The sequence below is a fragment of the Mesorhizobium sp. WSM4821 genome (assembly GCF_055901555.1).
This window is the reverse complement of the sequence record NZ_CM148371.1, coordinates 3,518,614-3,544,531: the sequence shown is the minus strand read 5'-3', so window position 1 is coordinate 3,544,531 and position 25,918 is coordinate 3,518,614. Positions and strand designations below refer to the sequence as shown.

Below are 25,918 nucleotides of genomic sequence, written 5' to 3'. Positions count from 1 at the left end.
CGGCGTCTACGGCAGCTTCGCCAGTTCGGCGGCATGCCGGATGGCAAGCAACGCGTCCCGGTTCGTCACCGGATAGCCTGCGATGAAGCGTTCGACCGAAAAGCCCGGAAATTCGGCTCTCAAGCGGGCCGCGGCGCGCGCCGCCTCGCCGGCCTCGCCCATGGCTGCATGCGAGAGCGCCAGGAACATCAGCACGTCCGGCGACTCCGGCGAACTCCTGCCGAGCGCTGCAATGGCTTGCGCGTGCCTGCCGGCGGCGAACAGGATGCGGCCTTGCATGCCGAAATACCAGGGCGGGGCCAGTGGATTGAGGCGCATGGCACGCTCGATGAGCGGGATCGCCTCGGCCGGATCGCCGACGACAAGCGCCTTGCTGCCGGCCAGCAGCGCCAGTATGCCGGCGTGGTTGAAGCCGTGGTCGAGCGCGCGCCGGTGCGCGCGCTCCGCTCCTTCGAGATCGCCGAAGCATCCCCTGAGATTGCCAAGGCATGCATGGGCGCAGCTGTCCGTTGGGTCGAGCCGCAGCGCGTTTTCAACAGCCGTCCGCCAGTTCTCGATCGATGTCAGCACGTCGTCGCCAAAGCCGTTGCAGGCCTCGACCGAATAGGCATAGGCGAGCTCGGCCCAGGCATTGGCGAAGGTTGGGTCAAGCTCCAGCGCGCGTGAAAACAGGCGGATCGCCTCGGAATTTCCGGCGCGGCTGAACGTTGTGTGCTTTTCGAGGGCGAGCAGATAGAGGTCGTAGGCCCGCAGGCTGGCCGGCGGCTTGCGGCGAACGGCGTTGCGGCCGACAGTGGCCAGCGTTCCATAACTGCCTGCCAACACATTGATGATGCTTCCGGTCAGGCTGTCCTGCAGCGCGAAAATATCCTCGACCGGGCGGTCGTAACGCTCCCTCCACAGGCTGACGCAGCTACGGGCATCGGCAAGCTCCATCGTCAAGCGAATCCTCTGGTCGTCGGCGCGCAACTGGCCCGACACGATATAGGTGACGCCGAGCGCCTTGCCGTCCGCCGCGAAATCGGCCGGCTTGCTGCCCAGCGATTTCATCGTGTGGAAGGCGATGACAGGCAAACCCGCGTAGTGCGCCAGGTCTATGGTGATGTCAGACGACAGGCCGTCGGCGAAGCGGCGCCAGCGCTCTTCGGGATTCAGGCATTCGATCGGGAATACGGCGAGCACCGGCGAGGCGCCGGACAAGGACGGAGCCGGCTGTTGCCCGGAAGCGCCGGCGAAGTACGCCGCAAGCCCGATCTTGGTACGCACCCCGAGTTTTTCGTAGATGGTCGCAAGGTGCGTGCGAACAGTGGTCGGCGCGATGAAAAGTGCCTCGCCGATCTCGCGGTAGGTCATGCCGGCTGCGAATTTTTCCGCGACCGATCGCTCGCGGCCCGACAAGGCATCGAGCGTCTGCGTTTTCGAAGCGTCGTTCAGTATCATCGTGGAGCCCGTCCCAGGACAGAATACTACAAATGCAGGAGGTCGAATACTGCATCTGCCCGATCCCGCCGCGGGCGCACAAATTGCAGGATCGCTTCCGGCAACAAGCTGCAATCGGGGGAGGTTTCCATGCGTCCTGTATTCATAATGCTGGCGTGCACGATCGTGAGTTTTTCCGCCGCCCAGTCGCCGTCATTCGCAAGAGGATGCAGGCAGGTGCTGGAATCGGATGTGAAGATCACGAGCATGCGCCTCTATGCCGACGTCCTGGCCAATGCCGCCCGCAACGGCTGGGATTACGCGCCTGAATCGATCGTCAGCGGCTCAAAGCGGCATTTCGAGGAGATGAAGCTGCAGTTGAACGACGCCGGCTATGAGATCGTCCCCGTCGGCGTCCGCCTGTATTGTAAACGGTTGGACAAGCTGGCTGTCCGCTAGCGACCAGATCCGCCCTTTGCTGCGCAAGCTTTGTCGAGACATCGATATGTCGAAGGTGCAGGCCAACTGCCTGCTGCTGCTTGCTGCTGCCTTCTGGGGCTTCGGCAACGTCGCGCAGAAGACAGTGCTGGATCACCTCGATCCGCTCAGCGCCGTGGGTATGGGCTGGCGTCCGCCGGCCCTGCCGAGGTGATCGTCAGCACAGAGAGCGTGTTCGGAGCGGTTGGCGCGGCCATATTCCTGGGCGAGCGCCTGTCGCCAACCGGAGCCGTCGGAGCTGCGATCGTATTTGGATCGATCACCCGAAATCGGCAAGCCGGCGCTGGCGGACTGAGAAAACGGCCTCGGGAGGGTCCGGCGAACCTCTGCGAAGCGCCGAAGGACAAGCCGGGGAACCCGACCGGCGCCGAATCCCGCCCGTTCTTGCGCAAACCTCCGGCCTTGGCTAGCATCCGCCCGCCGGCGCCGAGCGGAGGAGAACGTCGCGGTGGACCGGCTGGAGCGCCGTTGCGTCCCCATGGGCGCTCAAAGGACACTCCATTTTTGAATCGACGCATGAGCCTGCCGGAGACCATTCCGGCTTTCGGGGGCATGCGTTCATGTGGAGGAGACTGAATCGATGAACAGACGTGAGTTCCTGCTGTCGTCCGTGGCGATGGGCACATTGGCGCTGGCCGCTCCGCAACTGGCTTTCGCCCAGGACAAGCTGACCATCCTGGGTTCGGTGCCGAACCTCGGCTTTCCGTTCTTCGTTCACATGCTGAACCAGATCAAGGCGGAGGCGCAGGCGCAAGGCGTCAACCTGACCGAGAGCGACGGCCAGAACTCGGCGCCCAAGCAGACCGCCGACATCGAGGCGGCGCTTGTGCAGAAGGTCGACGCCATCGTGATTTCGCCGCTTGACGTCAACGCGCTGGCGCCCGCCATCGAGCAAGCGGTCCAGGCCGGCGTTCCCGTCGTTACCATCGACCGCCGTGTCGATGGCGTCGAGGGCATCCTCGCCCATGTCGGCGCCGACAACGTCAAGGGCGGCGAGGCCGAGGCGCAGGCCATGGTGGCGGCGTTCCCGAACGGAGCCAAGCTGTTCCATTTGCAGGGCCAGCCTGGCGCCGGCCCCGCGATCGATCGCAACAAGGGCGTGCACAATGTGCTCGATCCGCTGAAGGACAAGTACCAGATCGTCTACGAGCAGACCGCCAACTTCGCACGCGCCGAGGCGCTGACGGTGACCGAGGCCGGCCTTGCCGCCAACGGCAAGCCCGACGCGATCATCTGCGCCAATGACGACATGGCGCTCGGCGCGCTCGAAGCCTGCGCTGCGCGCAGCTTCACCGACGTCAAGATCTACGGCTTCGATGCGCTTCCCGAAGCGCTGGTCGCCGTGCGCGACGGCAAGCTCGCCGGCACGGTCGAACAGTTTCCCGGCGAGCAGTCGCGCACCGCCGTGCAGATCGCGGTCACCTATGCCAAGGACAAGACCGAGCCGAAGGAAAAGCTTGTGCTGCTGACGCCGATCGTCATTGGCAAGGACAATCTCGACAAGGCCGAGAGGCTCGGCGAGACGAAGTAGCTGATTGGTAAAGCCGGCGGGACAGTACCCCCCTCTCTCCTGCCGGACATCTCCCCCGCAAGGGGGGAGATTGGCAGCTTCGCTAGCAGCGCCTTTTCTTCAACGGTGGTGATTGGCGAAAGCCGTGACGACATCCGATCTCCCCCCTTGCGGGGGAGATGTCCGGCAGGACAGAGGGGGGTGTTCAAGCGCGGCGTGAACCAACTGCATCGAAGGAGCATCCTTTGCCAGCCGAAGCCTTGGAGCCATCACAGAGCCCCGCCCTCCTCGTCGTCGAGGGCGTCACCAAGCATTTCGCCGGCGTCACGGCTCTCAGCGACGTCTCGCTCGAGGTTCGGCCCGGCGAAATCCTTGGTCTGCTCGGCGAGAACGGCGCCGGCAAGTCGACGCTGCTCAAGATCCTGTCTGGCGTGATGCCGCCCTCCAGCGGTCGCATCGTCTTCGACGGCGTCGAATTCAATCCCCACAATCCGCAGGATGCCAAGCGCCATGGCATCGTCACAATCTACCAGGAACTGAGCCTGATCCCGACGCTGACGGTGGCGGAGAACATCTTCATCAGCCGCGCGCCGCTGGGCCCGCTGGGGCTGGTCAACTGGCGGAAGATGGAGGAAGACTCGCGCGCCATCATCGCCCGCGTCGGCCTCGACCTCGACCCGGCGACGCCGGTATCGGCGCTTTCGGTTGCCGAGCAGCAGCTGGTCGAGATCGCCCGCGCGCTGTCGCTGAAAAGCCGCCTCATCATCATGGACGAGCCGACCTCGGCGCTGACCGAAACCGAAGTGCAGAAGCTGATGTCGATCATGGACCGGCTGCGCAAGGACGGCGTCGCCATCATGTTCGTCACCCACCGGTTGGAAGAAGCCTCCGCCATCTGCGACCGCATGACGGTGCTGCGTGACGGCAGGCTGGCCGGCCATCTCGACCGCGAGGGCGGGCCGATCAAGCTGCCAAAAATCATCGAGAAGATGGTCGGCCGCGCCGCATCCGAGCTTTATGCCAGGCCGACGCAGCGCGATGTGGCCGGCGATGTCAGGCTCTCCGTACGCGGCCTGCGTACCGTGCGCGATCCGCAGGCGCCGCATGCCATCGTGCTCGAAGGCGTGGATCTCGATCTCAGGGCGGGCGAAATCCTTGGCGTCGCCGGGCTCGTCGGCTCGGGCCGCACCGAACTCGCCCGCGCCATCTTCGGCGCCGACCGCATTGCCGCCGGCACCATCGCGCTCGACGGCAAGCCGATCGCGCCTGAAACACCCGCCGATGCCATCAGGCTCGGCATCGGCCTGGTGCCGGAAGACCGCAAGCATCAGGCGATCTTCGCCGCGCTCGGCATCCTGACCAACTTTTCCATCGCCGCTCTCGGCCGCTATTCCAATGCCGCCGGCTTCATGACCGAGCGGCGCGAGCGCGAAGCGCTGGCAAGCTACAGGAAGACGCTGTCGATCCGCATGGCCTCGCCCGAGCAACCCATCGAGGGGCTGTCTGGCGGCAATCAGCAGAAGGTCATCCTCGCCCGCTGGCTGGCGCGCGACCCCAAGGTGCTGATAGTGGACGAACCGACGCGCGGCGTCGATGTCGGCGCCAAGGCCGAAGTGCACCAGATCCTGGTGCAGCTGGCAGCGCGCGGCATCGCCATCATGATGATCTCGTCCGAATTGCCGGAGGTGCTTGCGGTGTCGGACAGGATCGTAACCATGCGGCGCGGACGCATCACCGGCGAGATGCCAGGCATCGAGGCGACAGAGGAAAAACTGATGGAATTGATGGCGCTCGACCGGAAGCAGGAAGCCCAGAATCAGGAAGCAATGCAATGACCAGCACGACCGAACAGAGCCAGCGCGGCGGCATCAATATCGCGCGGCTGCTGATGAGCTTCGGCCCGTTGATGTTCCTGGCGGTTCTGATCGTCGTTTTTACCGTCCTGAAGCCGAGCTTCATCGACCCCATCAACATCTTCAACATCATGCGGCAGATCTCGATCACCGGGCTGATCGCGCTTGGCATGACCTTCGTCATCCTCACCGCCGGCATCGACCTGTCGGTCGGCTCGCTGCTGGCCTTCTGCGGCATGGTCGCGGCGGTGGTGGCCAAGGGCGGCACGGCCAACACGCTGTCGCTGTCGACGTCCGGCACGCAAGGTTATGGCTGGTTCGCCGCCCTCCTGGCCGCCGTCGTCGTCGGCGCGCTGGCCGGTGGCGTCCAGGGCTTTGCCATCACCAGGCTGAAAGTGCCGCCATTCGTCGTCACGCTCGGCGGCCTCACCGTGTTTCGCGGCCTGACGCTGACGATCTCCAATGGCGGCCCGATCTCCGGCTTCGATGCCTCGATGCGCTGGTTCGGCACCGGCCTGATCGGCCCGGTCCCGGTTCCGGCGATCATCTTCGCGGCGGCTGCAATCCTCTGCCACATCGTGCTCCGCTACACGCGCTACGGCCGCGCCGTCTATGCCGTCGGCGGCAATGCCGAGGCGGCGCGGCTATCGGGCCTGCGCGTCGACCGCATCCTGATCTCGGTCTATGTCATTGTCGGCTTCTTCGCTGGCTTAGCCGCCTTCGTGCTGTCGGCAAGGCTCAATTCCTCGGAAGCCGTCGCCGGCATCGGCTACGAGCTGACGGTGATCTCGGCGGTCGTCATCGGCGGCACCTCGCTGTTCGGCGGCATCGGCAGCGTCGGCGGCACGGTGGTGGGCGCGGCACTGATCGGCGTGCTGCAGAACGGGCTGCAATTCAACAACGTTTCGTCCTACACCCAAAGCATCGTCATCGGCTTGATCCTCATCCTCGCCGTGGCCTTCGACCGCTGGCTGAAATCGCGGGTGAAGCGGTGATCCGAGGAGCGAAGACTGCGATGTCGTAAACTGCCGGGGAGCAGCGATGACCCAGATCAGAACCATGACCGAACAGGACGTGCCATCGGTATCGCAGCTGCTTGGCAAGTCCTGGCGCCGCACCTATTCGCCGATCATCGGCGCCGAGACCACGGCACGCATCTCGGATGACCATCACGCACCGCAGAAGATCGCGGCGGAACTGGCGGACGACAACAAGATGTCGTTCGTGGCGGAACGGCCGGACGGCTCGATCGCCGGCTACGCGATGGCCGAGATGGATGAAAACGGCGATGTCATGCTCGACCGGCTCCACATCGACAACAGCGAGTTCGGCACAGGGCTGGCGGCCGATATGCTGCACGCTGTCTTTGCCGCCCATTCGGGCATCCCCAGCATCGCCCTCGAAGTGATCGAGGGAAACGACCGGGCACTGGCCTTCTATCGCAAGCACGGGTTCGAAGTGGTCGAGCGCAGGCCCGCGTCCCACGGCGCGGAAGGCCACGCGTCATTCATCATGCGCAGGCCGCTGCCACGGGCTTAGGTCGGATGGTTCCCGCGCTCGGCGCGCCTCGTCTTCCACTCAGGCCGGCGCATTGACGCGCTGAGAACGCGTCGCCCAATCGGCGATCGTCCCGCCCGCGACCGTAGAGCTTGTCTGCGGCGCGAGGAGATTGTTGCGGCGGGCAAACGCCATGAATGTCGCCCGCGCCGTCTCGGCGTCGATCTCTCCGTCCATCGCGGCCCGGCAGGCCTTGGCGGCGATGTCATGCGCGGTCGTCCGGCTCGCCGCCGGCCAGTCGGCAAGCAGCGCATAGGCTTCAGCCGCGCTTTCTATCTTCGTCGGTGTGCCTAGGCCGGTAAGGATGGTGACCGGCTTTTCAAAAGAAGAACGATCCATGACACTCTCCTTTCGGGGTTCAACTGCGGGTTCAAGATTCTGGCCGGGTTCAAGGATCTGGCCGGCTTCAATTGTCGGAACCGCGCGAATTTCTGGCGCAGCTGACATCAGGGTGGAAGACGTGGCGTCGGCGCGCCGGCGGGCAGGAGCGGCCGGCATGCTCGGGCGCGGCAGCAACCGATGCGCCTTGACCAGCGCCTCCAGCCAGGCCACCACGCCGAGAGGCGGATGCTCGCGCCCGCAGAGCCAGTTCCTTGCCCTGGAAACCGGATAGCCCGCCTCTTCGGCGAAATCTGTCTCCGACCATCTCAGCAGGCGCAGGCACTCACGCATCCGCGCCGCAATCATTTGCGCTCCTCCTTGCCGGCTCCCAATCGCTGAGCCGATAGGAACATCAGCGTGTAGGCGGCCTTGCGGCGGTCCCATCCGGCCGACTCGACTGCGTCCAGCAATCCGTCAACAAGCGGCGCCAGCACCGCCTTGCACTCCGTTTCATAGTTGAAATCGGTCTTGGGAAGGGTCGGCGTCGCGATCACTCCAAAACTGTTCATAATGTCCATGGCAACACCTGCATATGATCCGAGCGAGGCCGTGCCCGCCTTCGCATCGGCGGGCACGGCCGTTTGTCCTTGAAGGCGCGGCGTCAGTAATCCATGCCGCCACCGGGCATTGCCGGCGCGGCCGCTTCCTTCTTCGGCTTCTCGGCCACCATCGCCTCGGTGGTCACCAGCAGGCCGGCAACGGAGGCGGCGCCCTGCAGCGCGGTGCGCACTACCTTGGCCGGATCGATGACGCCCTGCGAGTACAGGTCGCCGAAGGCGTTGGATTGCGCGTTCCAGCCATAGCCGAAGTCGGTCTTCTCGCGCAGCTTGCCGACGATGATCGAGCCTTCCGCACCGGCGTTCTCGGCGATCTGGCGCACCGGAGCTTCGATCGCGCGACGCACGATCTCGACGCCGGTCTTCTGGTCGGGATTGTCGACGGCGACGCCGTCGAGCGCCTTCGCCGCCCTGAGCAGCGCCACGCCGCCGCCGGGCAGGATACCCTCCTCGACCGCCGCGCGTGTGGCGTGCATGGCATCGTCGACGCGATCCTTGCGCTCCTTGACCTCGATCTCGGTCGAGCCGCCGACACGGATGACGGCGACGCCGCCGGCGAGCTTGGCCAGCCGTTCCTGCAGCTTCTCGCGATCGTAGTCGGAAGTGGTTTCCTCGATCTGCGCCTTGATCTGGGTGATGCGCCCCTGGATCTCGTCCTTGCGGCCGGCGCCGTCGACGATGGTTGTGTTCTCCTTCTCGATCAGCACCTTCTTGGCGCGGCCGAGCATCTCCAGTGTGACGTTCTCGAGCTTGATGCCGAGGTCCTCCGAGATTGCCGTGCCGCCGGTCAGGATGGCAATGTCCTCCAGCATGGCCTTGCGGCGATCACCAAAGCCAGGCGCCTTGACGGCTGCAACCTTCAGGCCACCGCGCAGCTTGTTGACGACCAGCGTCGCCAACGCCTCGCCTTCGACATCCTCGGCGATGATCAGCAGCGGCTTGCTCGATTGCACGGCGGCTTCGAGCACGGGAAGCATGGCCTGCAGATTGGAGAGCTTCTTCTCGTGGATCAGCACATAGGGCTCTTCGAGCTCGACGCGCATCTTGTCCTGGTTGGTGATGAAATAAGGCGAGAGATAGCCGCGGTCGAACTGCATGCCTTCGACGACTTCGAGTTCGGTCTCGGCGGTCTTGGCTTCCTCGACGGTGATGACGCCCTCATTGCCGACCCTTTCCATCGCCTCGGCGAGGAAGCGGCCGATCTCGGCGTCGCCATTGGCAGAGATGGCGCCGACCTGGGCGATCTCGTCGTTCCTGGTCACTTTGCGGGCATTGGATTTGAGGTCGGCGACGATGGCGTCGACCGCCTTGTCGATGCCGCGCTTCAGGTCCATCGGGTTCATGCCGGCGGCAACCGCCTTGGCACCTTCCTGGACGATGGCCTGCGCCAGAATCGTCGCGGTCGTGGTGCCGTCACCTGCGGTGTCGCTGGTCTTCGAAGCCACCTCGCGCACCATCTGCGCGCCCATGTTCTCGAACTTGTCCTCGAGTTCGATCTCCTTTGCCACCGTGACGCCGTCCTTGGTGATGCGCGGGGCGCCGAACGACTTGTCGATGACGACGTTGCGGCCCTTGGGGCCTAACGTCACCTTCACCGCATTGGCGAGGATATCGACGCCGCGCAGCATCTTCTCGCGGGCTTCGGTATGGAATTTCACTTCCTTGGCAGCCATCGGATAATTCCTTCAAATAGACAGCTTTTCATTGACTGATTGCTTGTCGAGGCCCGCTCAGGCGGCCTTCTGCATATTGCCGGCGGCTTCGATCACACCCAGCACGTCGCTCTCCTTCATGATGAGCAGGTCCTCGCCATCGAGCTTGATCTCGGTGCCCGACCATTTGCCGAACAGGATACGGTCGCCGACCTTGACATCCAGCGGCTGCAGCTGGCCGCTATCGTCGCGCGCGCCAGGACCGGCGGCGATGACCTCGCCCTCCTGCGGCTTTTCCTTGGCAGTGTCCGGAATGATGATGCCGCCGGCGGTCTTCTCGTCGACCTCGATGCGGCGGACCAGGATACGGTCATGCAACGGACGGAACGTCATGTTGTTCTCCTCTTGGACAAACAGGTTTTCGAAGCCTCCAGACCGGACCGGCAATATCGGCCCGGCGCGGGGTGCGCGACCCTGGCTCAGGCATCGCGCGCGCATATCGAATTAGTTTGGCGCTCGGGGCTTTCAAGAGGGCGCTGAAAAAATTTCAGCACTCGCCGACCAAGAGTGCCAATGCACTGTAATCATGGAAACATTCAGGTCCGGCGGCTCGAAAGTGTCGACCCTCTGCGGCACCGCGCATCCTGCGCCGGCAATTAGGCGGATTTACGTCCCTGGACAAGCAGTCCGGCCGTGCGAGCTGCCTTGACGAAGGCGCTGCGCGCCTCGCGCGCAGTGCGCCAGCCGTCGAGTGCATCGCGGCAGGCGCGATAGGCTGCGCGCCAGCTCCGGCCGCGCGCCCGGTCCGGCCATTGCTGCATGCATTCGATGGCTTCCCAGCTGCTGGCGACCTTGCGCTCTCCGGCGGATTGGAGCCTGAGCGTGATCGGCTCGGAAAATGGGACGTCATTCATCACTTCCTCCTTCTTTCCGTTTCTTAGAGCAAGTAACATCCTCGAATAAGCAGGAAGGCAGCCGTTCTCGGACCGGCGCCGGTGGACGAGATGGTTCGTTTGCCTGCGGGCTTCAAGGCCTCCCTGCCGCAAACCCCGTCCGCTATGCAGGCGCCGAGGCCGGCTATATCTCGTCGTCCGGCGGCTCGAGAAGCCCGATCAGCGTCGCCACCCTTGCCGATGGCAGCGGACGTCCCTCGTTGACCAGCGCCTCATCGGCGCCGACCCAGGCAAAGGCCTCGCGCAACTCTTCGATCGTCGCGCCGGTCGAGACGATGTCGGCGATAACGGCGTCGTCCACCGGGCCCAGCACGGAAATGATATCGTCGCGTGTCATGGTCATGATGTCCTCCATGTGCCGTGCCGGCGCGACCCTCAATCGACGGTTGAAACCGGCATTGCCCGCCAAAAATCTGGCAACAAAATCTGGCAGCGGGACAGAATCTGGGTCTTGATTTCGGGCTGACAATGACCAAATCAAAATTGCCGGTTGCCGAATGGGGCCGGCAGAACCCAGGGAGCGCCAGCTCTTTGGCGTCCCTCGTACTATGTTGCTCAATGGAGGATGTAGCTATGAGAACCGCATTCGACTTTTCCCCGCTCTATCGGTCGAGCATCGGTTTCGACCGCATCTTCAACCTGCTGGAAAACGCGCCTCAGGCAGCCGACAGCTGGCCGCCTTATGATATCGAGCGAAGCGACGAGAACAGCTACCGCGTGAGGATAGCCGTCGCCGGTTTTTCCGAACGCGATCTCGACGTCAGCCACGAGCCGAACCTTCTCATCGTCTCGGGCGAGCGCAAGGAACAGGACAAGGTTGAATATCTGCATCGGGGCCTTCCGGTGCGGCCGTTCACACAGCGCTTCGAGCTTGCCGATCACATGACGGTCACCGGGGCTTCGCTTAACAACGGCCTGCTGACGATCGACCTCGTTCGCGAAGTGCCCGAGGAGATGAAGCCGCGTCGTATCACGATCGCCGGGGAAGGCGGCGCGCCGAAAGCCGGGCAGGTCGAGAAGCCGAAGCAGGCTGCCTGAGCGAAGGCGAGCTCTGGCGCCGCCTTTGGCACAGCCAGTCGAGAAAGGAGAACGTCAATGGCTATTCGTGATCTCATTCCCTGGGGCCGGGAGAATAGCCCGGTTTCCAGCTTCTATCGTGACGATGACCGGGACCCCTTCATGGCGTTGCACCGCGAGATGAACCGCCTGATCGACGACGCGTTCCGCGGTTTTGAAACGCGCATGCCGTCTTTCAGCGGATTTTCGCCGGCGCGCGGCAGCTGGCCGAGCGTCGAAATCTCCGACGGCGAGAAGGAGATCCGCGTGACCGCGGAAATTCCCGGCATGGACGAGAAGGACATCGAGGTGATGCTCGATGACGGCGTGCTGACGCTGCGTGGCGAGAAGCGCTCCGAGACCGAGGACAAGGGCAGGCAGTTCTCCGAGCGGTTCTACGGCCGCTTCGAGCGCCGCATCCCGCTCGGCTACGAGGTCGAGGAGGACAAGGTGAACGCCGACTTCCACAACGGCGTGCTCACAGTGACGCTACCGAAGACCCAGCGTGCGCAGGCAAAGGCCAGGCGCATCGCCATCAGTGGCAGTGCCGCCGGTCCCGGCAAGAGCAAGCACTGACAAAGCGCCGGGCGCGAAGAAACTCGCGCCCGGCCGTGCTGGGGCCTAATACACTGGGCCCGATACACTTGGGCCATATACTTGGGCCAGATACACTTGGAAGGACACCCCTGCCGGCATCAACTTCCGGCAGCGGGTTTGGCCTTGATGTTCTTCAGCGCCGTCAACAGATACTCCTGCATGGTGGCCTGAAGGTTCGTTGTGGCGGTGCGTACCGCCGTCATCGCGTCCTTCACGGCTGCTTCGTCGAAGGGCGAAGCCTGCTGCGCTGCCGCCAGCTTGGCCCGCGCCATTCGCAGCTCGTGCAGTGCCGCCAAGGTACGCGGACGGTTTGCGCGACGGATGCTGCGGAACTCCTTCCTCACCTCGGGCGGATAGGCCCTGGCGATCTCGGTCATCAGCACGCGTCCCGCCCCATCTGGCCGCAGGCCGTGAGCGGCGTAACCGAGCAGGAAGAAGTTGCCCGCGAGCGAAAGACCGAGCAGCACGAGCGTCGCGGTCCATATCAGGGAACGCCTCGTCAAAGCGAATCCTCCCCTGCCGCCGGATCGGCGGCGATGCCGTCGCCAGATAGGCCGTCGTCAGACAGCCGCGCGCCGGAAGCCAGCGCCAGAAGCTCCGAATCCGGCAGGTCGTCCTGCAGCCGCGCCACCTGGTAGCCGGCCAGTGTCGCAACCGCCAGAAAGGCGGCGGCGCAAGCCGCCAGCCCTGCCGGCGCAAGGAGGAGCCCCGGCAGGAACGACGGCCGCGCCCGGCCGACGTCGATACGCGCCAGCACCTTGCGCGCCAGCGCCTGTTCGTCGCTGTCCATCAGGACCGCATCCAGCACGAGGCGATCAAGCGCGCGATCCGGATCATCTTGCGGCGATCGGTCTGTTGCGCCCGCCATAAAGGCTAGTGCTTGCTGCCGGAAGGGAGCCGGCCAAGCGTCGACGTCGTCGCCGAAGCGGCGCTTGTTTCGTTCGAACTCATCCCGTCTCATGAGGACTTCCTTTCGCGGCCTTCGGCCGCCATTGCCAAATGATCCCGCAAATGGTCCCTGAGCGCCCGCCTTCCGCGGACAAGCAACTGCTCCGCCGAGCCGGCGCTGCCGCCCATCACTTCGGCGATTGCCGCTATATCGAGATCGCCGACGGCCCGCAGCAGAACGGCCATGCGCTGCCGCTCCGGCAGGCGCGACAGGCCGTCGCGGACGATTGCAAGCTCCTGCCGCGCCGCGGTCGTCGTTTCGGCATCGGCCTCCTGCGAGGCAAGCTCATCCCGGACGTCGTCGAGACCGATGAAGGTTCGAAGCGCCCGACGCCGGCGCTGGTCGATGCAGCGATTGGCGGTGATCCTGTACAGCCAGGTCGAGGCACGCCCCCTGGCCGGGTCGAACCGGGCGGCCTGTTTCCAGATCGTCACGAACACCTCCTGCACCACATCCTCGGCATCGCCGGCATTGCCGAGATAGCGCGCCGCAAAAATCCGCAAGCCCCGGCCATGGCGGGCGATGAGCTCAGACAGGGCGCCCTGGTTGCCCGTAGCCACCCGTGCCAGCAGTTCGTCGTCACGGGGCTCCTCATGCTGCACGGCGGCGGGCACCAACTGGCTAGGCTCCTGAACGTCAACGGCGCCAGCGGCGGAACCCGAAAGCCGTGTTCCCGCCCGGGCCGGTGAAGCTGCCGGCCGAGCGGCCACGGAACGGCCCACGCGCCGACACCCGCTTGCCGGAGAAGGACTGCCCGTCCGGCCCGGTGCCAGAGTAGCTTCTGGCGCAGCGGTCAACAACGCCCGCCACGCATTTGGAGCTCGACGTATAGGTGCCGCCATTAGGACCGGTGCGCGTGGTGGAGCCGGTATAGACGCCACCCTCCCGGCTGACGCTGCGGCTGATCTCGCCGCCACGCGCCGTCGGCCGTTGCCATTCTTCGGCGGCGGCCGGCACGGCAGTCGACGCCACAAGCATCGCGCCGAGGCAAAACAGGTGAATCTTCGCCGAAGGAAGCATGTTGTACTCCTTGATTCTATTGAAAGAACGGATTTTTCTGAGCAGGGAATGCGATCGGATCGTCAGCCGGCGCGATCGGCGAAGAACTTGCGCATGGCGGCGACCTCATCCGCCGATAGCGTGCCGTCGCCGTTGCGGTCGGCAAGGTCGAACAGCGGCATGCGGTTGCGGAACTCGTCCTCCGAGACCTTGCCGTCGCCATTCCCGTCCATGCGCCGCCAGCGGGTGCCGAGCCTGGCTTGCGCGGCGTCGGCGCGGTCCATGATGGCGTCGCGGGCGCCTTCGATCTCCTTCTCGTCGATGACACCGTCGTCATTGCGGTCGAGCTTCGTGAACATACGCTCGCGCGCCGCAAGCATCTCGTCCTTTGAAATGGTGCCGTCGCCATTGGTGTCGACCCGCTGGAGCATGCGCTGGCCCGGCATGTCCTTGCCCGATATCTCCTGGGCCTGCGCGACGGAAAGCGGTGCGAGCACCAGAACCAGGGCCGCGATGAGTGTTGAACGTTTCACGATGATAATCCTTTCACTGTCATGGCCGTAAGCGGCGACTGCTGACCGATACGCAGGAAGGACCCTGCCCCTACGCTCGCCGGCAAAAAAACTTCGCGCCACCCGCCCCGGCGCGGCCGAAGCCGCCACCCGGGGCGTCGAAAGAAAATCACCGCGTGCCGCGTAGGAGCAGGCAGGGCCGCGCGTAGAAGGCCCTGCAAGGACGGTCCGCGGCGGCCCGTCCGATCGAAAGTGGAGACCAGCATGAACAAGATCGCCATGGCCTGCGCGGGCCTGTTGCTTGGCGTAAGTGGCGCCTGGGCGGCAAACGGGTCCGGAGCAAGGGAAATCTTCCAGCGCATCGACACCAACCGGGACCGGATGCTGCAGTTCGGCGAGATCCAGGCGGCGCGGGCACAGATGTTCGACCGAATGGACGCCAACCGCAACGGCCGGCTCGATCCGGACGAGGTGCGCACCGCCGTGGAACAGGTCAAGGCCAAACGCGACTTCCAGAGCGCGCAGGTTGCGGGCTTCAAGGCGCAGGCAAGCCGCATGGACAGCAACGGCGACGGCAAAATTTCGCGCGACGAGTTTGCCGGCTTCATTCCCGACCGGCTGCTGCGGGCGGACAAGAACGGCGACCGCTCGCTTTCGCTTTCCGAACTGCGGACGCTCAGGCGTCGGTGACCGGCAACCTTTCAATACCAAAGGACAGATAGGATGAGACAGACAATCACAGCGTTTTGCGGATTGATGCTCGGCGCTTCAGTACTTGCTTCGCCTGCCAATGCCCTACCGACAGTGCCCGCTTCGGGCCTGACATCGGCTACCACAGCGCCCGAGCCCATCCGCCACCGGCGCGGCTTCTATGTCGTCGGCGGCGCCTATTACTACAACGGCCACCGGGGCTATGTGCACGTGCGCCCCGGCTATCGTTACTACAATGGCTACTGGTTTCCCGCCGCCGCCTTCGCCGCCGGCGTTGCGGCGGCAACCGCCGCCCCGCCACCACGACCTGCCGCGCGGCTCGCCGCCGCGCATGTCCGCTGGTGCTACGACCGCTATGTCTCGTACCGCGCCTGGGACAACAGCTATCAGCCCTATAACGGTCCCCGCCAGCAGTGCTGGTCGCCCTATAGCTGAGACGGGCGGCAGGAACGTCAGTCAAGCGCGAGCGCCTGACCTTGGCGGTCGCGGTAGACAACCTTCCCCGTCGGATCGCGGCCAGGTTGAGATCGACCAGCGTGCGAGCCACCTCAACCGCTCGCCGCCCTTGCGTCTTGCGTGCTAATTGACCATCCTCGCCGACATCGATTGCACCGCGGCCGGGGGGTTCGCACATGCCGACGCTCTATGCGCTGAAACCGGCCTTCCAGGCGAAGCTGCGGCCGCTGGCCGACCGGCTGGCGATGGCCGGCGCCACTGCAAACCAGATCACGCTGCTGGCCGCCGCCCTGTCGGTCGCCACCGGGATCCTGGTCGCGGCCCTTGCCGGCCATCGCGCGGTCTTCCTGCTGATGCCGGTGGTGCTGTTCGCGCGCATGGCGCTGAACGCCATCGACGGGATGCTCGCGCGGGAGCACGGGCAAGCCTCAAAACTCGGCATGTATCTCAACGAACTCGGCGACATCGTCTCCGATCTCGCTCTGATCCTGGCCTTTGCCGCCGTCTTCCCAGCCTGGGGCGTCGTCGCTTTCGCCATCGCGGCAAACATCGTGGAATTCGCCGGCGTGCTCGGCATAGCGGCGGGCACGGGGCGCAACTATGCCGGGCCGTTCGGCAAGAGCGACCGGGCGCTGGCGCTCGGCATAATCGCCGTGCTTGTCGCCTGCGGCCTGTGGATCGAGGCCATCGCGCCCTTTGTGTTTCCGGCCATGGCTACATTCTCGCTGGTGACCGCCATCAACCGGATACGCAGCGGCCTTAACCGGAGCTGAAATTCCGGTCGCAACCGCCAGGGGAACAACATGCTTCACGAACAGACGATTGCCGCCGCCGCGGCCGTGGCAAGTCTCAAGCGAGTGGCGCAGGAGCGCAGCTTCAAGAGCCATGACGGCACCGAGATCTTCTACCGCTACTGGCCTGCGCTGTCGGAAAGCCGCAAGGGCGCGGTCCTGCTGTTTCATCGCGGCCACGAGCATGGCGGCCGCATGGCCCATCTGGTCGACGAACTCGATATGCCCGGCCAGGCCTTCTACGCCTGGGACGCGCGCGGCAATGGCCGCTCGGCCGGCGAGCGCGGCTACGCGCCCTCCTTTGCGGCGCTGGTGCGCGACATCGATTGTTTTGTGCGCGAGATCGGCAGAGACGGGTTCGGCCAGCGCGACATCGCGCTGATCGCGCAATCCTTCGGCGCCGTGCTCGCCGCCGCCTGGGTGCATGATTATGCCCCGCGGATTCGCGCTTTGGTGCTGGCCTCGCCGGCCTTCTCGGTCAAGCTCTACGTGCCGTTCGCCAAGCAGGGCATTGCGCTGTGGCAGAAGATCAAGGGCCGCTTCTTCGTCAATTCCTACGTCAAGGCCAAGTTCCTGACGCACGACCCCGAGCGCATCGCCTCCTTTGAGGCCGATCCGCTGATCACGCGGCCGATCGCCTCCAACATCCTGGTCGAGCTCTACGACCACGCCGCGCGCATCGTATCGGACGCGCGCGCCATCACCGTGCCGACGCAAGTCCTGATCTCGGGCAGCGACTGGGTGGTGCGGCATGGTCCGCAGCACGAGTTCTTCGTCAATCTCGCCAGCCCCGCCAAGGAGCGGCATGTGCTGCCCGGATTCTTCCACGATACGCTGGGCGAGCGCGACCGCAGCCAGGCGCTCGACCTGATCCGGCCGTTCCTCGAAAGACAGTTCACGGCGCCGGAGAAGCCGGTCGACCTGACCAAAGCCGATCGCGCCGGCTACACGCGCGACGAGGCCGACCGGCTGGCGTCGCCGCTCGCCCTGCTGTCGCCGAAGGGCCTCTACTGGGCCATGAGCCGCGCCTCGATCCGCATGGGCGCATGGCTGTCGTCGGGCATGAAGACGGGGGTTGCCACCGGCTTCGATTCCGGCTCGACGCTCGATTATGTCTATGAGAACGAGGCGCGGGGCACCGGTCCGCTTGGTCGCACGATCGACCGCACCTTTCTCGACGCCATCGGCTGGCGCGGCATCCGCCAGCGCAAGCTCAATCTGGAAGAGCTGATCGGCAGCGCCACCGAGACGTTGAAGTCCGACGGCCGGCCGGTCCATATCGTCGATATCGCCGCCGGCCATGGCCGCTACGTGCTCGACGCCGTCGCCAAATGCGCTCAGCCGCCGGCCAGCGTGCGGCTGCAGGATTTCTCCGAACTCAACGTTTCGCTCGGACGCAAGCTGATTGCCGAACGGCATCTGTCGACCAGCGTCTCGTTCCATCAGGCCGACGCCTTCGACGCCGAAATGCTTGCCGGGCTGGAGCCGGCGCCGGATCTCGCCGTCGTCTCCGGGCTTTACGAATTGTTTGCCGACAACGCCATGATCGCCCGCTCGCTGGGTGGGCTGGCCAAGGCGATGCAGCCCGGCAGCCTGCTTCTCTACACCAACCAGCCCTGGCATCCGCAGCTCGAGATGATCGCGCGCAGCCTGACCTCGCACCGCGGTGGCCAGGCCTGGGTGATGCGCCGGCGCACGCAAGGCGAGATGGACCAGCTGGTGACAGCGGCCGGCTTCGAGAAGCTCGACCAGCGCATCGATCAATGGGGCATCTTCACCGTTTCGGTCGCGCGGCGCGTCTGAGCATGGCCTCGCCTGCCCCCGGCCCCGCCGCTGCCGCTCCTTCCCACGGGCCTTCTCGTCACGGGACTGCCCCTGCCCGCGCGCGCTATGCCGGCGTGGTGCTGCGGGCGGCGTTGTGGCTGGCGTTTCTGGCGCCGTTCTTCTATTCGACCTACGGCTTCGCCAACTGGCTGGCGTCCCGGCGCGACGATGTCGGCAGCATCGTCTTCGCCTGGGAGCGCGCCATCCCGTTCATCGCCTGGACGATCGTGCCCTACTGGTCGATCAACCTGTTCTACGGCCTGTCGCTGCTGCTGAACGATACGAAAAGCGGCGTCGACCGCCTCGCCGGCCGGTATCTCACCGCGCAGATCATCGCCGTCGCCTGCTTCATCCTGTTCCCGCTGACGGTGACCTTCACGCAGCCGCAAACATCAGGCCTGCCGGGCTTCATGTTCGCGGTGCTCGGCGGCTTCGACAAGCCGTTCAACCAGGCGCCGTCGCTGCACATCGCGCTGCTGGTCATCATCTGGGATCACTGGCGCTATCGCCTCAAGGGAATGGCCGGCATCGTCTGGCATGCCTGGTGTTTTCTGATCGGCGCCTCGGTGCTGACGACATGGCAGCACCACGTCATCGATATCCCGACCGGCGCGCTGCTCGGCTTCTTCGCCCTGTGGCTGTTTCCGCGCGACGGCGAATTACCGTTCGCCGGTTTCCGGTTGACCGCCGACGCCAAGGCCAGGCGGCTGGTGCTGTTCTACGCGCTTGGCGCCGCGCTTGCGTTGGCCGGCGCCGTGGCCGGCGCGTTCGCCTCGGCGCTGTGGCTCATTCTGCTGTGGCCGGCGCTGGCTTTGGCCATCGTCGCCTTCGCCTATGCCGGGGCCGGAGCCAAGGTGTTCCAGAAGGCGGACGACGGCAGCGTCTCGCTGGCCAGCCGTGTTCTGCTGCTGCCCTACCGGCTTGGCGCGAAAGTCAACATATGGGCATGGACGCGTAAGCTGCCAGCACAGATCGCGGTTGCCGACGGCGTCTTCCTCGGCCGCTTTCCCACCGCCGCCGAGGCCGATGCTTTCGGCACGGTGATCGATCTTGCCGGCGAGCTGGAGCGGCCGCGCGGCGTCACCAGAAACTGGACCAGTCTTGCCATGCTCGACCTCTTGCCGCCGCCTCGGGGCAGGCTTGCCGAGGCTGTGGCGATGATCGAGGACGCGCGCGGTCACGGCGCCGTGCTGGTCTGCTGCGCGCTCGGCTTCCAGCGCAGCGCCGGCGTCGTCGCCGAGTGGCTGGTTGCCAGCGGCCGCTCGCCGACACCGGCGCACGCGCACAAGCGGCTCGCGGCATCGGGCCGGCCGGTGCATCTTGCGATCGCGGTGGACGAGCCGGCATGAGTGCCAATCGGGACAGGGCCGAAACATTCGCCGCCAGCCTGATGACACAGGCGGTGTGGCCGCTGCTGCTGGTGCTCGCCGTCTTGGCGGCTGCACCGGTCATTGCCGTGGCAACGCAGCCACAGGCTACGACGCTTGCGGCGGCGGCCTGGCTGGTCGCGGCAGCGAGCGGCGTGATCACCATCGCTGTCTCGGCTTTGCTCGTGTTCGACGCGCTGCTGTTCTGGCTGATGGCGAGCCATATCAGCGAGGCCGCTGGCGGTGCCTCGGTCGACGACGTGCTGGCGCGCATGCGCGTAAAACCGGCCACTGCCGGCATTCGTTCGCTTGACCGGCGCATCGCGGGCACGCGGCGCCTGCTGATGAAACAACGCATCGCGCTCGGCCTGTTTGTGGCGGCATCCGCCGTCGCCTTGTCTTTTTGAGCCGGACAATGAGCAAGCTTGGCACCCGCAGCTTCACCCTGCTGCAGACCGTCACCTCGGTCGGCCTGTCGGCGCTGGCCTGGGCGGTGACCGGCGTGCGGCCGATCTGGAACGGCAGCCAGCCGTCGGACCGGCAGCGTATCTACTTCGCCAACCATGCCAGCCACGGCGACTTCATCCTGTTGTCGGCCTGCCTCGACGAGAAGGAGCGCGCCCGCACCCATGCCGTCGCCGCCGCCGATTATTGGGGGAAATCGCGGCTGCGCCGTTTCATCGCGCAGGACATGCTGTCCTCCGTGCTCATCCACCGGCAGTGGACCGACGAGGCGCAGAATCCGATCGTGATCATGCTGTCGGTTCTCGACAAAGGTCATTCGCTGATCATTTTCCCCGAAGGCACGCGTAACATGACCGACGCGCCGCTGCTGCCGTTCCGCTCCGGCCTCTACAACCTGTCGATGGCGCGGCCCGACGTCGAACTCATCCCGTGCTGGATTGAGAACATGTCGCGCGTGTTGCCCAAGGGTCAGTTCGTGCCGGTGCCGCTGCTCTGCCGCGTCATCTTCGGCGCGCCGATCGCCCTTGCACCGGGTGAGGAACGACGCGCCTTTCTCGACCGCGCCCGCCAGACGCTGCTTGCGCTCAACCCCCGCCCGCAAAGGGACGACTAGACAACATGCCAATGCGCGAAATCCTCATTCTGATTGTCGGACTCACTGCGGTGCTGATAACGGCAAGCCTGGTCGCCGGCATTCTGTCGTGGCGCGCGCCGAAGCCGCTGCCCTCGACGCTGATCAACCTCAACCAGCGCGTCAACGCCTGGTGGGTGATGGTCCTGGCGATCACCGTCGCCTTCTTCTTCGGTCGCCCCGGCATGACGATCCTGTTCGCGCTGATCTCGTTTGCGGCGCTGCGCGAATTCGTGACTTTGACGCACAGCAGACGCAGCGACCATTGGGTGCTGCTCGGCATGTTCGGCATCATCATCCCGTTCCAGTACTGGCTGGTGTGGACCGCATGGTACGGCCTCTTCACAATCTTCATTCCGGTCTACTGCTTCCTGCTGATGCCGGCGATCACCGCGCTTCACGGCGACACCGAGCGCTTTCTGGAGCGCGTCTCGGCGCAGCAATGGGCTGTCATGATCTCGGTCTATTGCGTCAGTCATGTGCCGGCGCTGCTGACGCTCGACGTGCCCGGCTTCGAGGGCCGCAATTTGTTGCTGATCGCTTTCCTGATCATCACCGTTCAAGGCAGCGACGTGCTGCAATACATCTTCGGCAAGCTGTTCGGCAGGCACCTGATGTCGCCCAAGGTTTCGCCGTCGAAAACCTGGGAGGGACTGGTCGGCGGGCTGGCCACGTCGAGCCTGCTCGGCGCGCTGCTGTCGTTCCTAACGCCTTTTTCGCCGCTCCAAGCGGCGGGCGTTGCCTTCATCGCCTGCCTGATGGGATTCCTCGGCGGGCTGGTCGCCTCCGCCATCAAGCGCGACCAGGGGGTGAAGGACTGGGGCCATCTGATCGACGGCCATGGCGGGATGATGGACCGCGCCGACAGCCTGGTCTTTGCCGCCCCGGTTTTCTTCCACACCGTGCGCTACTTCTGGACCTGAGAACGAATTACGGTCTCAGCCGGCGGCGGCGAGCGGCGCTTTCTTGGCAGGGCGCGGCCGGCGGCGCATGCGGCGCTTGGCAGCGACCTTCAGGACGACCGGCGGATCGCTCGACAACGCGCCCAGAACGGCATCGACCATGCCATACGCCACAAAATCGGCGTTGATGTCATTGGCCAATTTGACGGCTGTCTCCTTATCGTCGTCGTCCTCCGACCAGAACACGATGCCGACCCGCAGCGCCGGCTTGGCGCGTTTCAGCCGACGAATCAGGAAACGGGCGTGTTTGACGGAGTCCCGGTTCAGGAATCCGGCCACCACCGTGTCGACAGCGTCGAACTCGAGCCGGCGAATGTTCGCCGGTTCCATGTCGGCAAAGCTCGCCTTCGAGACCGTCGCCCCCTGGACTTCGAGCACCTGCGCCAGCATGGCGGCGACGGCATCATCGAGTTCCCCGCGGCCGCCGGCACAAAGCACCGACATATCGGTGCCGTCCGGCAGTTCGGTGTCGTCCTCGCCCTCCCCTTGATCCCGCTTTTCCTTGTCCGCTGTGGCAGGCTCGGCCGCAGCCGGATCATCATCCTCTTGCGCTTCCTCCTGTGCGCTGTCGTCGAGGTTCGCCACCAGCGTCTGCGCACTGGCCGCCACCTGCCGTCTCTGCTCATCGGTCATGACACCTCGCACGCGATCCTGTTCACCGAGCAGAAGTGCCGGAATGGCGACCTTGTCATAGAATTCGAACAGATATTTTTCCTCCAGGATCTCCTCGGCGTGATCTGTGGCTTCCTCCGGATCGCCGGCAAGCAGCCGTTGGTAGAGCCGGGCGTGGGGTTCGAGAACGGGTTCGTTGCCGAACAGAACATCGAGGAATTCGAACTGCGGCACGTGCCTGCCGAGCACGACGAGACAGACAGTGAGCGGCGTCGACAGAACCAAGCCCAGAGGACCCCAAAGCCAGGTCCAAAAGATAGCCGCAACGATGATGGCCAATGGTGAAAGCCCCGTTCGTGAACCGTAAAGCCACGGTTCGACGACGTTGCCGGTTATCATTTCCATGGCCACGAACAGCCCGGCGGTCCACAGCACGAGCGACCAGCCGGGAGCCACGGCAAGCGCCAGGAACAGAGGCAGCAGCGCACCAATGATCGGACCGATATAAGGAACAAAGCGCAGCGCCAGCGCCAGCAATCCCCACAGCAGTGCATTGGGTATGCCGAGAACCCAAAGCCCGAATGCAATCGGCACGGCATAAACGATGTTCACAACCAATTGCATCAGCAGATATCGGCCGACCCGCTTGCCCGCTTCCTGGAGCGCCTCGGTGGTCCGATGTAGATCGCCGTAGCCGACGAGGCGTATGAAACGATCGCGCAGGTCCTCGCGCTCGAGCAGCATGAAGATGACGACGACGATGATCAGGCCGGCCGATGCCAGCGGGCTGATCAGCGGCCCGATCAGGTTCTGGAGAACCTGGAGCGGCCTTTCTCGCGCGATGATCTCGACAGGCACCGGCTCGCGCCGTGGCTGATCTGCGGCGGGTGGTGAGGCTTCCTGCCTGTCGAGTTCCTGGCCAACGCTTTCGATCACCCCGCTCAGCCTGGCAATGATGCCTCCGCCGATGCCGGTCTCCTTCAGGGATCGGACCTTGGTCAGGATATTCGACTGGTAAAGCGGGATATTCTGCGCCAGTTCGCTGACCTGCGTTGCGACAATGAAGGAGAACAGCGCAAGGACCGTGAATGCGCCCAGCACGCTGGCGATGACGGCAGGAAGACGCGGAATGCCGATTCGTTTGAGTGCCGAAACCATGGGCGCGAGCGCGAAGGTAAGCAGCAGAGCGATGGCGATCGGCAGAAAAACCTCGCGCCCGAAATACAGGGCCGCGACCGCTGCCACGACAGTTGCGATGGTGGGCAATGACATGCGCGGAAGAGTTCTGGCGGAGGAAACAATGCCCATCATCCCAGCCTCGGCGGGGTGCATGCCGTTTCGACGATTGGCCGCCACTTGATACCTCCGCCCTGCCAGAGCCATGATCAGGCATGTTGAGCCGGCGTGCAACTTTCGCTTCTTCGCGCAGGCGAGTTCGAAGACGCAAGCGGCAAAAGCGGCGCCTGGCGGCCCAACCGGATAGCCGGAGGGTCGCTTTGATCGCCGGACACAACAACTGACATGGTGATCGGGTTCCGCGGAGGCGGAAGACGAGGTCAGGCTTGGCCGGAATGGCTTAGCCAATGGCGGTCGAACACGTCGAGAATGCCCCGAAATTCGGCCGGCGGGATCTGGCTGGCGCCGCCGTCCCTGCTGTCTCCGGCGAGGAATTGCGCCAGCTGCCGGTCGACCGCTTCCGGCTGCTCGAGCGTCAGGCCAAGCGAAGCCAAGTCCCTGGCGATCGACCCGTCGGGCGGCAGATATCCGCCCCATGCCTGGGGCGCCGGATCGCGTAAGCGGATGATCAGGATCCTGGTCAGGGATGGCTGCGGCTCCGGACCGATGATGGCGCCGCCGCACATGTAGCCGCCAAGCACGCTCCCCGGCCGCGACTGCGGGAACAGACAGAGGAAGAAATGGGCATCGCCGCCGGTTTCCTTCAGAAGCGCATAGAGGCCGCGTTTTGCCGGCGTCACTGGCCCGCCGACCAGCAGTTGCCCGGTCGGCAATACCTCGCGATAGGCCGCGGTCAGGCCATGTGCACCCGGCCCGGTCGCTATCGACAGGCTGCCCCTGATCAGTTGGCCGCGATGATAGGACGACAAGGCGCGCGAATAGCATGCGTAGGTTCCGGCGAGGGCTAATCCAGCGCTTCGCTCCTCATGCCCGGAGGCCGTCTCGAAATGTGCACCGGCGCGACGTTCCAGTTCCGCCCTCTCGATGCCGTGCCGGGCGCAGACCGCCGCCGTGAAGCCTGGCAGGTCGCTCTCGGCGATCCATGGGCCGGGCTGGTCCAGCTTAAGAAGCTTCGCCCAATCGTCGTAGACGCTGAGCTCGCGTGGCTGGGCACGGCCCTGCAGCCATTTGTCGGCACGGCCGAGATCGAACGCCGTCTTCGGATTGACGCTCCGGAACGCCGCCGCAAGGTCTTTGCGGGTGACGGTTCCCAGCAGGGCCGCAGTCAGCCGTAACTTCTGCGCGATATGCTGTGCCATCCCACCCGCCCCTTTATGCCCGCCAGAAGCATAACACGTGCCAGCAGTTGCCGTCGTATTTTTCCATAAGCTAATATTCCAGGAATTCCGGAGAATTCCACACCGTTCCACGCGCCTGCCCTTTTCGCCCCAGCGGGCGGCGCTAAGGTCGCGGAGGGTAGGGGTAACCGTCATAAAACTCGCACTATCTGGGCTTGAATACGCAATCCCTTCCTTTGTCGCGGTCGTGGCACGGCCGATTGAGCAATCGCGAAATCGGGCTCTCCGGCCGCAGACGAACCGCCGCCTCACCAAGGAAGGAATAGTTCTATGTCCTGGATTGCCCCTCCCAAACTCCCCCTAACCGCGATTGCGGCTGGATCCGCTGCATTGCTGCTGCTGACCTTCGGGCCGGACGGACCGTCGCGAGCTGCTGCCGGCTCGCGCGCGGCAGCGACATATGAAAACCAGGCTTCTGCCTCGCCGGCCATCCAACCCACACGCATTGAAGTCGACGGCGACGCGCACGTGATACGCTTTTACATCGACGGCAAGCAGGTCGCCCTGGTCGACTCGACCGGCTTCAAGAACTGACCTTCACCACATCAGCGCTGGCCGCGACATTGAGCGGCCAAGCGCGACCAGATGTCTGGCCTCCCACTCCAGGCCTCGGCCGCGTGATTCGGCTGCCCCTCCCTGCAGCCTGCGCTCTTCCACAAGCCCAGTTCCATGGAATTTCCGCAGAATTCCACGCCGTTCCACACAGCCGCCGCGCTCGACCTGGCGGACAGTGTTAACCTTACGTTAACCTAAGGAGGGACACCGTCATGAAACTCGCGCTGTCTGTGCTTTTCGCTGTCCTCGCACTGTCGCAAACCGTCGAGGCTAAAACGAAAGCCGTTGTCACCGATGCGAAAGCAGCCAAAGCAGAGAAAAGCCGTTCGTTGCTCGACAACAAGCCTACGGGCGGGATTAACGCGTCGTCTGGTCTGATGGCGGCGCCAGCCGACAAGAACGTGTCCAGTCCGTATCCGCCGGCGATCTATTTCAACTTCTAGAGTCTCGTCCTTCCCTAATTGATGGGGCTCTATCTTTTGTTCGACCGCACCACGCTTGCGGTGCCCGGGATCGA

General features: G+C 64.7%; 32 protein-coding genes. 18 read left to right on the top strand and 14 right to left on the bottom strand.

The annotated features are described in order from the left end of the window. Positions 1-6: 6 nt before the first annotated feature. Positions 7-1,554, bottom strand: coding sequence for a LuxR C-terminal-related transcriptional regulator (locus tag AC0NID_RS17105; protein ID WP_474033457.1), 1,548 nt, complete (start codon positions 1,552-1,554; stop codon positions 7-9). Positions 1,555-1,656: 102 nt separating this feature from the next. Between AC0NID_RS17105 and AC0NID_RS17100 the strand changes: the two genes are divergently transcribed. The 6 genes from AC0NID_RS17100 (at position 1,657) to AC0NID_RS17075 (ending at position 6,819) form a co-directional block, all read left to right on the top strand. Beyond that, positions 1,657-1,878 carry a hypothetical protein gene (locus AC0NID_RS17100; protein ID WP_474033456.1) on the top strand — a complete coding sequence of 74 codons (222 nt, stop codon included), beginning with the start codon at positions 1,657-1,659 and terminating at the stop codon, positions 1,876-1,878. A gap of 16 nt (positions 1,879-1,894) precedes the next feature. Continuing rightward, positions 1,895-2,071 (top strand): hypothetical protein, encoded by a 177-nt coding sequence (locus AC0NID_RS17095; protein WP_473453419.1) that lies wholly within the window; start codon positions 1,895-1,897, stop codon positions 2,069-2,071. Between the two features lie 426 nt (positions 2,072-2,497). Continuing rightward, positions 2,498-3,448 carry a substrate-binding domain-containing protein gene (locus AC0NID_RS17090; RefSeq protein WP_473453421.1) on the top strand — a complete coding sequence of 317 codons (951 nt, stop codon included), beginning with the start codon at positions 2,498-2,500 and terminating at the stop codon, positions 3,446-3,448. A gap of 224 nt (positions 3,449-3,672) precedes the next feature. Next, positions 3,673-5,262 (top strand): sugar ABC transporter ATP-binding protein, encoded by a 1,590-nt coding sequence (locus AC0NID_RS17085; protein WP_473453423.1) that lies wholly within the window; start codon positions 3,673-3,675, stop codon positions 5,260-5,262. Further along, the gene (locus tag AC0NID_RS17080; RefSeq protein ID WP_473453425.1) at positions 5,259-6,275 is read left to right on the top strand and encodes an ABC transporter permease; all 1,017 of its coding nucleotides are present in this window, start codon (positions 5,259-5,261) and stop codon (positions 6,273-6,275) included. Before AC0NID_RS17085 ends, AC0NID_RS17080 begins: the two co-directional genes overlap by 4 nt. A 46-nt stretch (positions 6,276-6,321) precedes the next feature. Further along, the gene (locus tag AC0NID_RS17075; RefSeq protein WP_473453427.1) at positions 6,322-6,819 is read left to right on the top strand and encodes a GNAT family N-acetyltransferase; all 498 of its coding nucleotides are present in this window, start codon (positions 6,322-6,324) and stop codon (positions 6,817-6,819) included. Between the two features lie 39 nt (positions 6,820-6,858). On the opposite strand, the gene AC0NID_RS17070 is transcribed toward AC0NID_RS17075, so the two are convergent. The 6 genes from AC0NID_RS17070 to AC0NID_RS17045 form a co-directional block, all read right to left on the bottom strand. Continuing rightward, entirely contained in the window at positions 6,859-7,524 is a 666-nt protein-coding gene (locus AC0NID_RS17070) for a DUF982 domain-containing protein (protein WP_473453429.1), read from the bottom strand. Continuing rightward, on the bottom strand, positions 7,521-7,793 hold the full coding sequence (locus tag AC0NID_RS17065; protein WP_474033455.1) for a hypothetical protein: 273 nt from the start codon (positions 7,791-7,793) through the stop codon (positions 7,521-7,523). The genes AC0NID_RS17070 and AC0NID_RS17065 overlap by 4 nt, the downstream gene beginning before the upstream one ends. A 26-nt stretch (positions 7,794-7,819) precedes the next feature. Next, entirely contained in the window at positions 7,820-9,448 is a 1,629-nt protein-coding gene (gene groL / locus AC0NID_RS17060) for a chaperonin GroEL (RefSeq protein WP_473453433.1), read from the bottom strand. A gap of 57 nt (positions 9,449-9,505) precedes the next feature. Next, positions 9,506-9,820: a co-chaperone GroES gene (locus AC0NID_RS17055; protein ID WP_473453435.1), complete on the bottom strand. Its 315-nt coding sequence runs from the start codon at positions 9,818-9,820 to the stop codon at positions 9,506-9,508. A gap of 263 nt (positions 9,821-10,083) precedes the next feature. Then, complete coding sequence (locus AC0NID_RS17050) at positions 10,084-10,341, bottom strand: DUF982 domain-containing protein (RefSeq protein WP_473453437.1); 258 nt, start codon at positions 10,339-10,341, stop codon at positions 10,084-10,086. A 163-nt stretch (positions 10,342-10,504) separates the two neighbouring features. Then, positions 10,505-10,723 carry a hypothetical protein gene (locus AC0NID_RS17045; RefSeq protein ID WP_473453439.1) on the bottom strand — a complete coding sequence of 73 codons (219 nt, stop codon included), beginning with the start codon at positions 10,721-10,723 and terminating at the stop codon, positions 10,505-10,507. Positions 10,724-10,953: 230 nt separating this feature from the next. Between AC0NID_RS17045 and AC0NID_RS17040 the strand changes: the two genes are divergently transcribed. Further along, complete coding sequence (locus AC0NID_RS17040) at positions 10,954-11,418, top strand: Hsp20 family protein (protein ID WP_473453441.1); 465 nt, start codon at positions 10,954-10,956, stop codon at positions 11,416-11,418. A gap of 57 nt (positions 11,419-11,475) precedes the next feature. Further along, positions 11,476-12,012, top strand: a complete 537-nt coding sequence (locus AC0NID_RS17035; protein ID WP_473453444.1) for an Hsp20/alpha crystallin family protein — start codon at positions 11,476-11,478, stop codon at positions 12,010-12,012. A gap of 119 nt (positions 12,013-12,131) precedes the next feature. Here AC0NID_RS17035 and AC0NID_RS17030 read toward each other — a convergent pair whose 3' ends face one another. The 5 genes from AC0NID_RS17030 to AC0NID_RS17010 all read right to left on the bottom strand — a co-directional run bounded on the left by AC0NID_RS17030 (position 12,132) and on the right by AC0NID_RS17010 (position 14,514). Further along, on the bottom strand, positions 12,132-12,500 hold the full coding sequence (locus tag AC0NID_RS17030) for a periplasmic heavy metal sensor (protein WP_473453446.1): 369 nt from the start codon (positions 12,498-12,500) through the stop codon (positions 12,132-12,134). Between the two features lie 32 nt (positions 12,501-12,532). After that, a complete protein-coding gene (locus tag AC0NID_RS17025) occupies positions 12,533-12,994 on the bottom strand; it encodes a hypothetical protein (protein WP_473453448.1) in 462 nt (153 codons plus the stop codon). Next, a complete protein-coding gene (locus AC0NID_RS17020) occupies positions 12,991-13,596 on the bottom strand; it encodes an RNA polymerase sigma factor (RefSeq protein ID WP_473454030.1) in 606 nt (201 codons plus the stop codon). Before AC0NID_RS17020 ends, AC0NID_RS17025 begins: the two co-directional genes overlap by 4 nt. Before the next feature lie 22 nt (positions 13,597-13,618). Then, a complete protein-coding gene (locus AC0NID_RS17015; RefSeq protein ID WP_473453450.1) occupies positions 13,619-14,002 on the bottom strand; it encodes a hypothetical protein in 384 nt (127 codons plus the stop codon). A gap of 62 nt (positions 14,003-14,064) precedes the next feature. Beyond that, positions 14,065-14,514 (bottom strand): EF-hand domain-containing protein, encoded by a 450-nt coding sequence (locus tag AC0NID_RS17010; RefSeq protein ID WP_473453452.1) that lies wholly within the window; start codon positions 14,512-14,514, stop codon positions 14,065-14,067. A 243-nt stretch (positions 14,515-14,757) separates the two neighbouring features. On the opposite strand from AC0NID_RS17010, the gene AC0NID_RS17005 reads away from it, so the two are divergent. The 8 genes from AC0NID_RS17005 to AC0NID_RS16970 all read left to right on the top strand — a co-directional run bounded on the left by AC0NID_RS17005 (position 14,758) and on the right by AC0NID_RS16970 (position 21,661). Beyond that, positions 14,758-15,183, top strand: coding sequence for an EF-hand domain-containing protein (locus tag AC0NID_RS17005; protein ID WP_473453454.1), 426 nt, complete (start codon positions 14,758-14,760; stop codon positions 15,181-15,183). Between the two features lie 33 nt (positions 15,184-15,216). Next, a complete protein-coding gene (locus AC0NID_RS17000) occupies positions 15,217-15,639 on the top strand; it encodes a BA14K family protein (protein WP_473453456.1) in 423 nt (140 codons plus the stop codon). Between the two features lie 197 nt (positions 15,640-15,836). Then, entirely contained in the window at positions 15,837-16,433 is a 597-nt protein-coding gene (locus AC0NID_RS16995) for a CDP-alcohol phosphatidyltransferase family protein (RefSeq protein ID WP_473453458.1), read from the top strand. 30 nt (positions 16,434-16,463) lie between these two features. Beyond that, a complete protein-coding gene (locus AC0NID_RS16990; RefSeq protein ID WP_473453460.1) occupies positions 16,464-18,254 on the top strand; it encodes a bifunctional alpha/beta hydrolase/class I SAM-dependent methyltransferase in 1,791 nt (596 codons plus the stop codon). A 2-nt stretch (positions 18,255-18,256) separates the two neighbouring features. After that, a complete protein-coding gene (locus AC0NID_RS16985; protein WP_473453462.1) occupies positions 18,257-19,624 on the top strand; it encodes a phosphatase PAP2/dual specificity phosphatase family protein in 1,368 nt (455 codons plus the stop codon). Continuing rightward, positions 19,621-20,049, top strand: coding sequence for a hypothetical protein (locus AC0NID_RS16980; protein WP_473453464.1), 429 nt, complete (start codon positions 19,621-19,623; stop codon positions 20,047-20,049). The genes AC0NID_RS16985 and AC0NID_RS16980 overlap by 4 nt, the downstream gene beginning before the upstream one ends. Positions 20,050-20,057: 8 nt before the next feature. Then, entirely contained in the window at positions 20,058-20,720 is a 663-nt protein-coding gene (locus tag AC0NID_RS16975; RefSeq protein ID WP_473453466.1) for a lysophospholipid acyltransferase family protein, read from the top strand. Positions 20,721-20,731: 11 nt separating this feature from the next. Then, a complete protein-coding gene (locus tag AC0NID_RS16970) occupies positions 20,732-21,661 on the top strand; it encodes a phosphatidate cytidylyltransferase (protein ID WP_473454031.1) in 930 nt (309 codons plus the stop codon). A 15-nt stretch (positions 21,662-21,676) separates the two neighbouring features. On the opposite strand, the gene AC0NID_RS16965 is transcribed toward AC0NID_RS16970, so the two are convergent. After that, positions 21,677-23,668 (bottom strand): AI-2E family transporter, encoded by a 1,992-nt coding sequence (locus tag AC0NID_RS16965; protein WP_473453467.1) that lies wholly within the window; start codon positions 23,666-23,668, stop codon positions 21,677-21,679. Between the two features lie 200 nt (positions 23,669-23,868). Then, positions 23,869-24,807, bottom strand: coding sequence for a hypothetical protein (locus AC0NID_RS16960; protein ID WP_473453469.1), 939 nt, complete (start codon positions 24,805-24,807; stop codon positions 23,869-23,871). A 369-nt stretch (positions 24,808-25,176) separates the two neighbouring features. Between AC0NID_RS16960 and AC0NID_RS16955 the strand changes: the two genes are divergently transcribed. Next, positions 25,177-25,380 (top strand): hypothetical protein, encoded by a 204-nt coding sequence (locus AC0NID_RS16955; RefSeq protein ID WP_473453471.1) that lies wholly within the window; start codon positions 25,177-25,179, stop codon positions 25,378-25,380. Between the two features lie 233 nt (positions 25,381-25,613). Beyond that, a complete protein-coding gene (locus AC0NID_RS16950) occupies positions 25,614-25,844 on the top strand; it encodes a hypothetical protein (RefSeq protein ID WP_473453473.1) in 231 nt (76 codons plus the stop codon). Positions 25,845-25,918 lie beyond the last annotated feature (74 nt).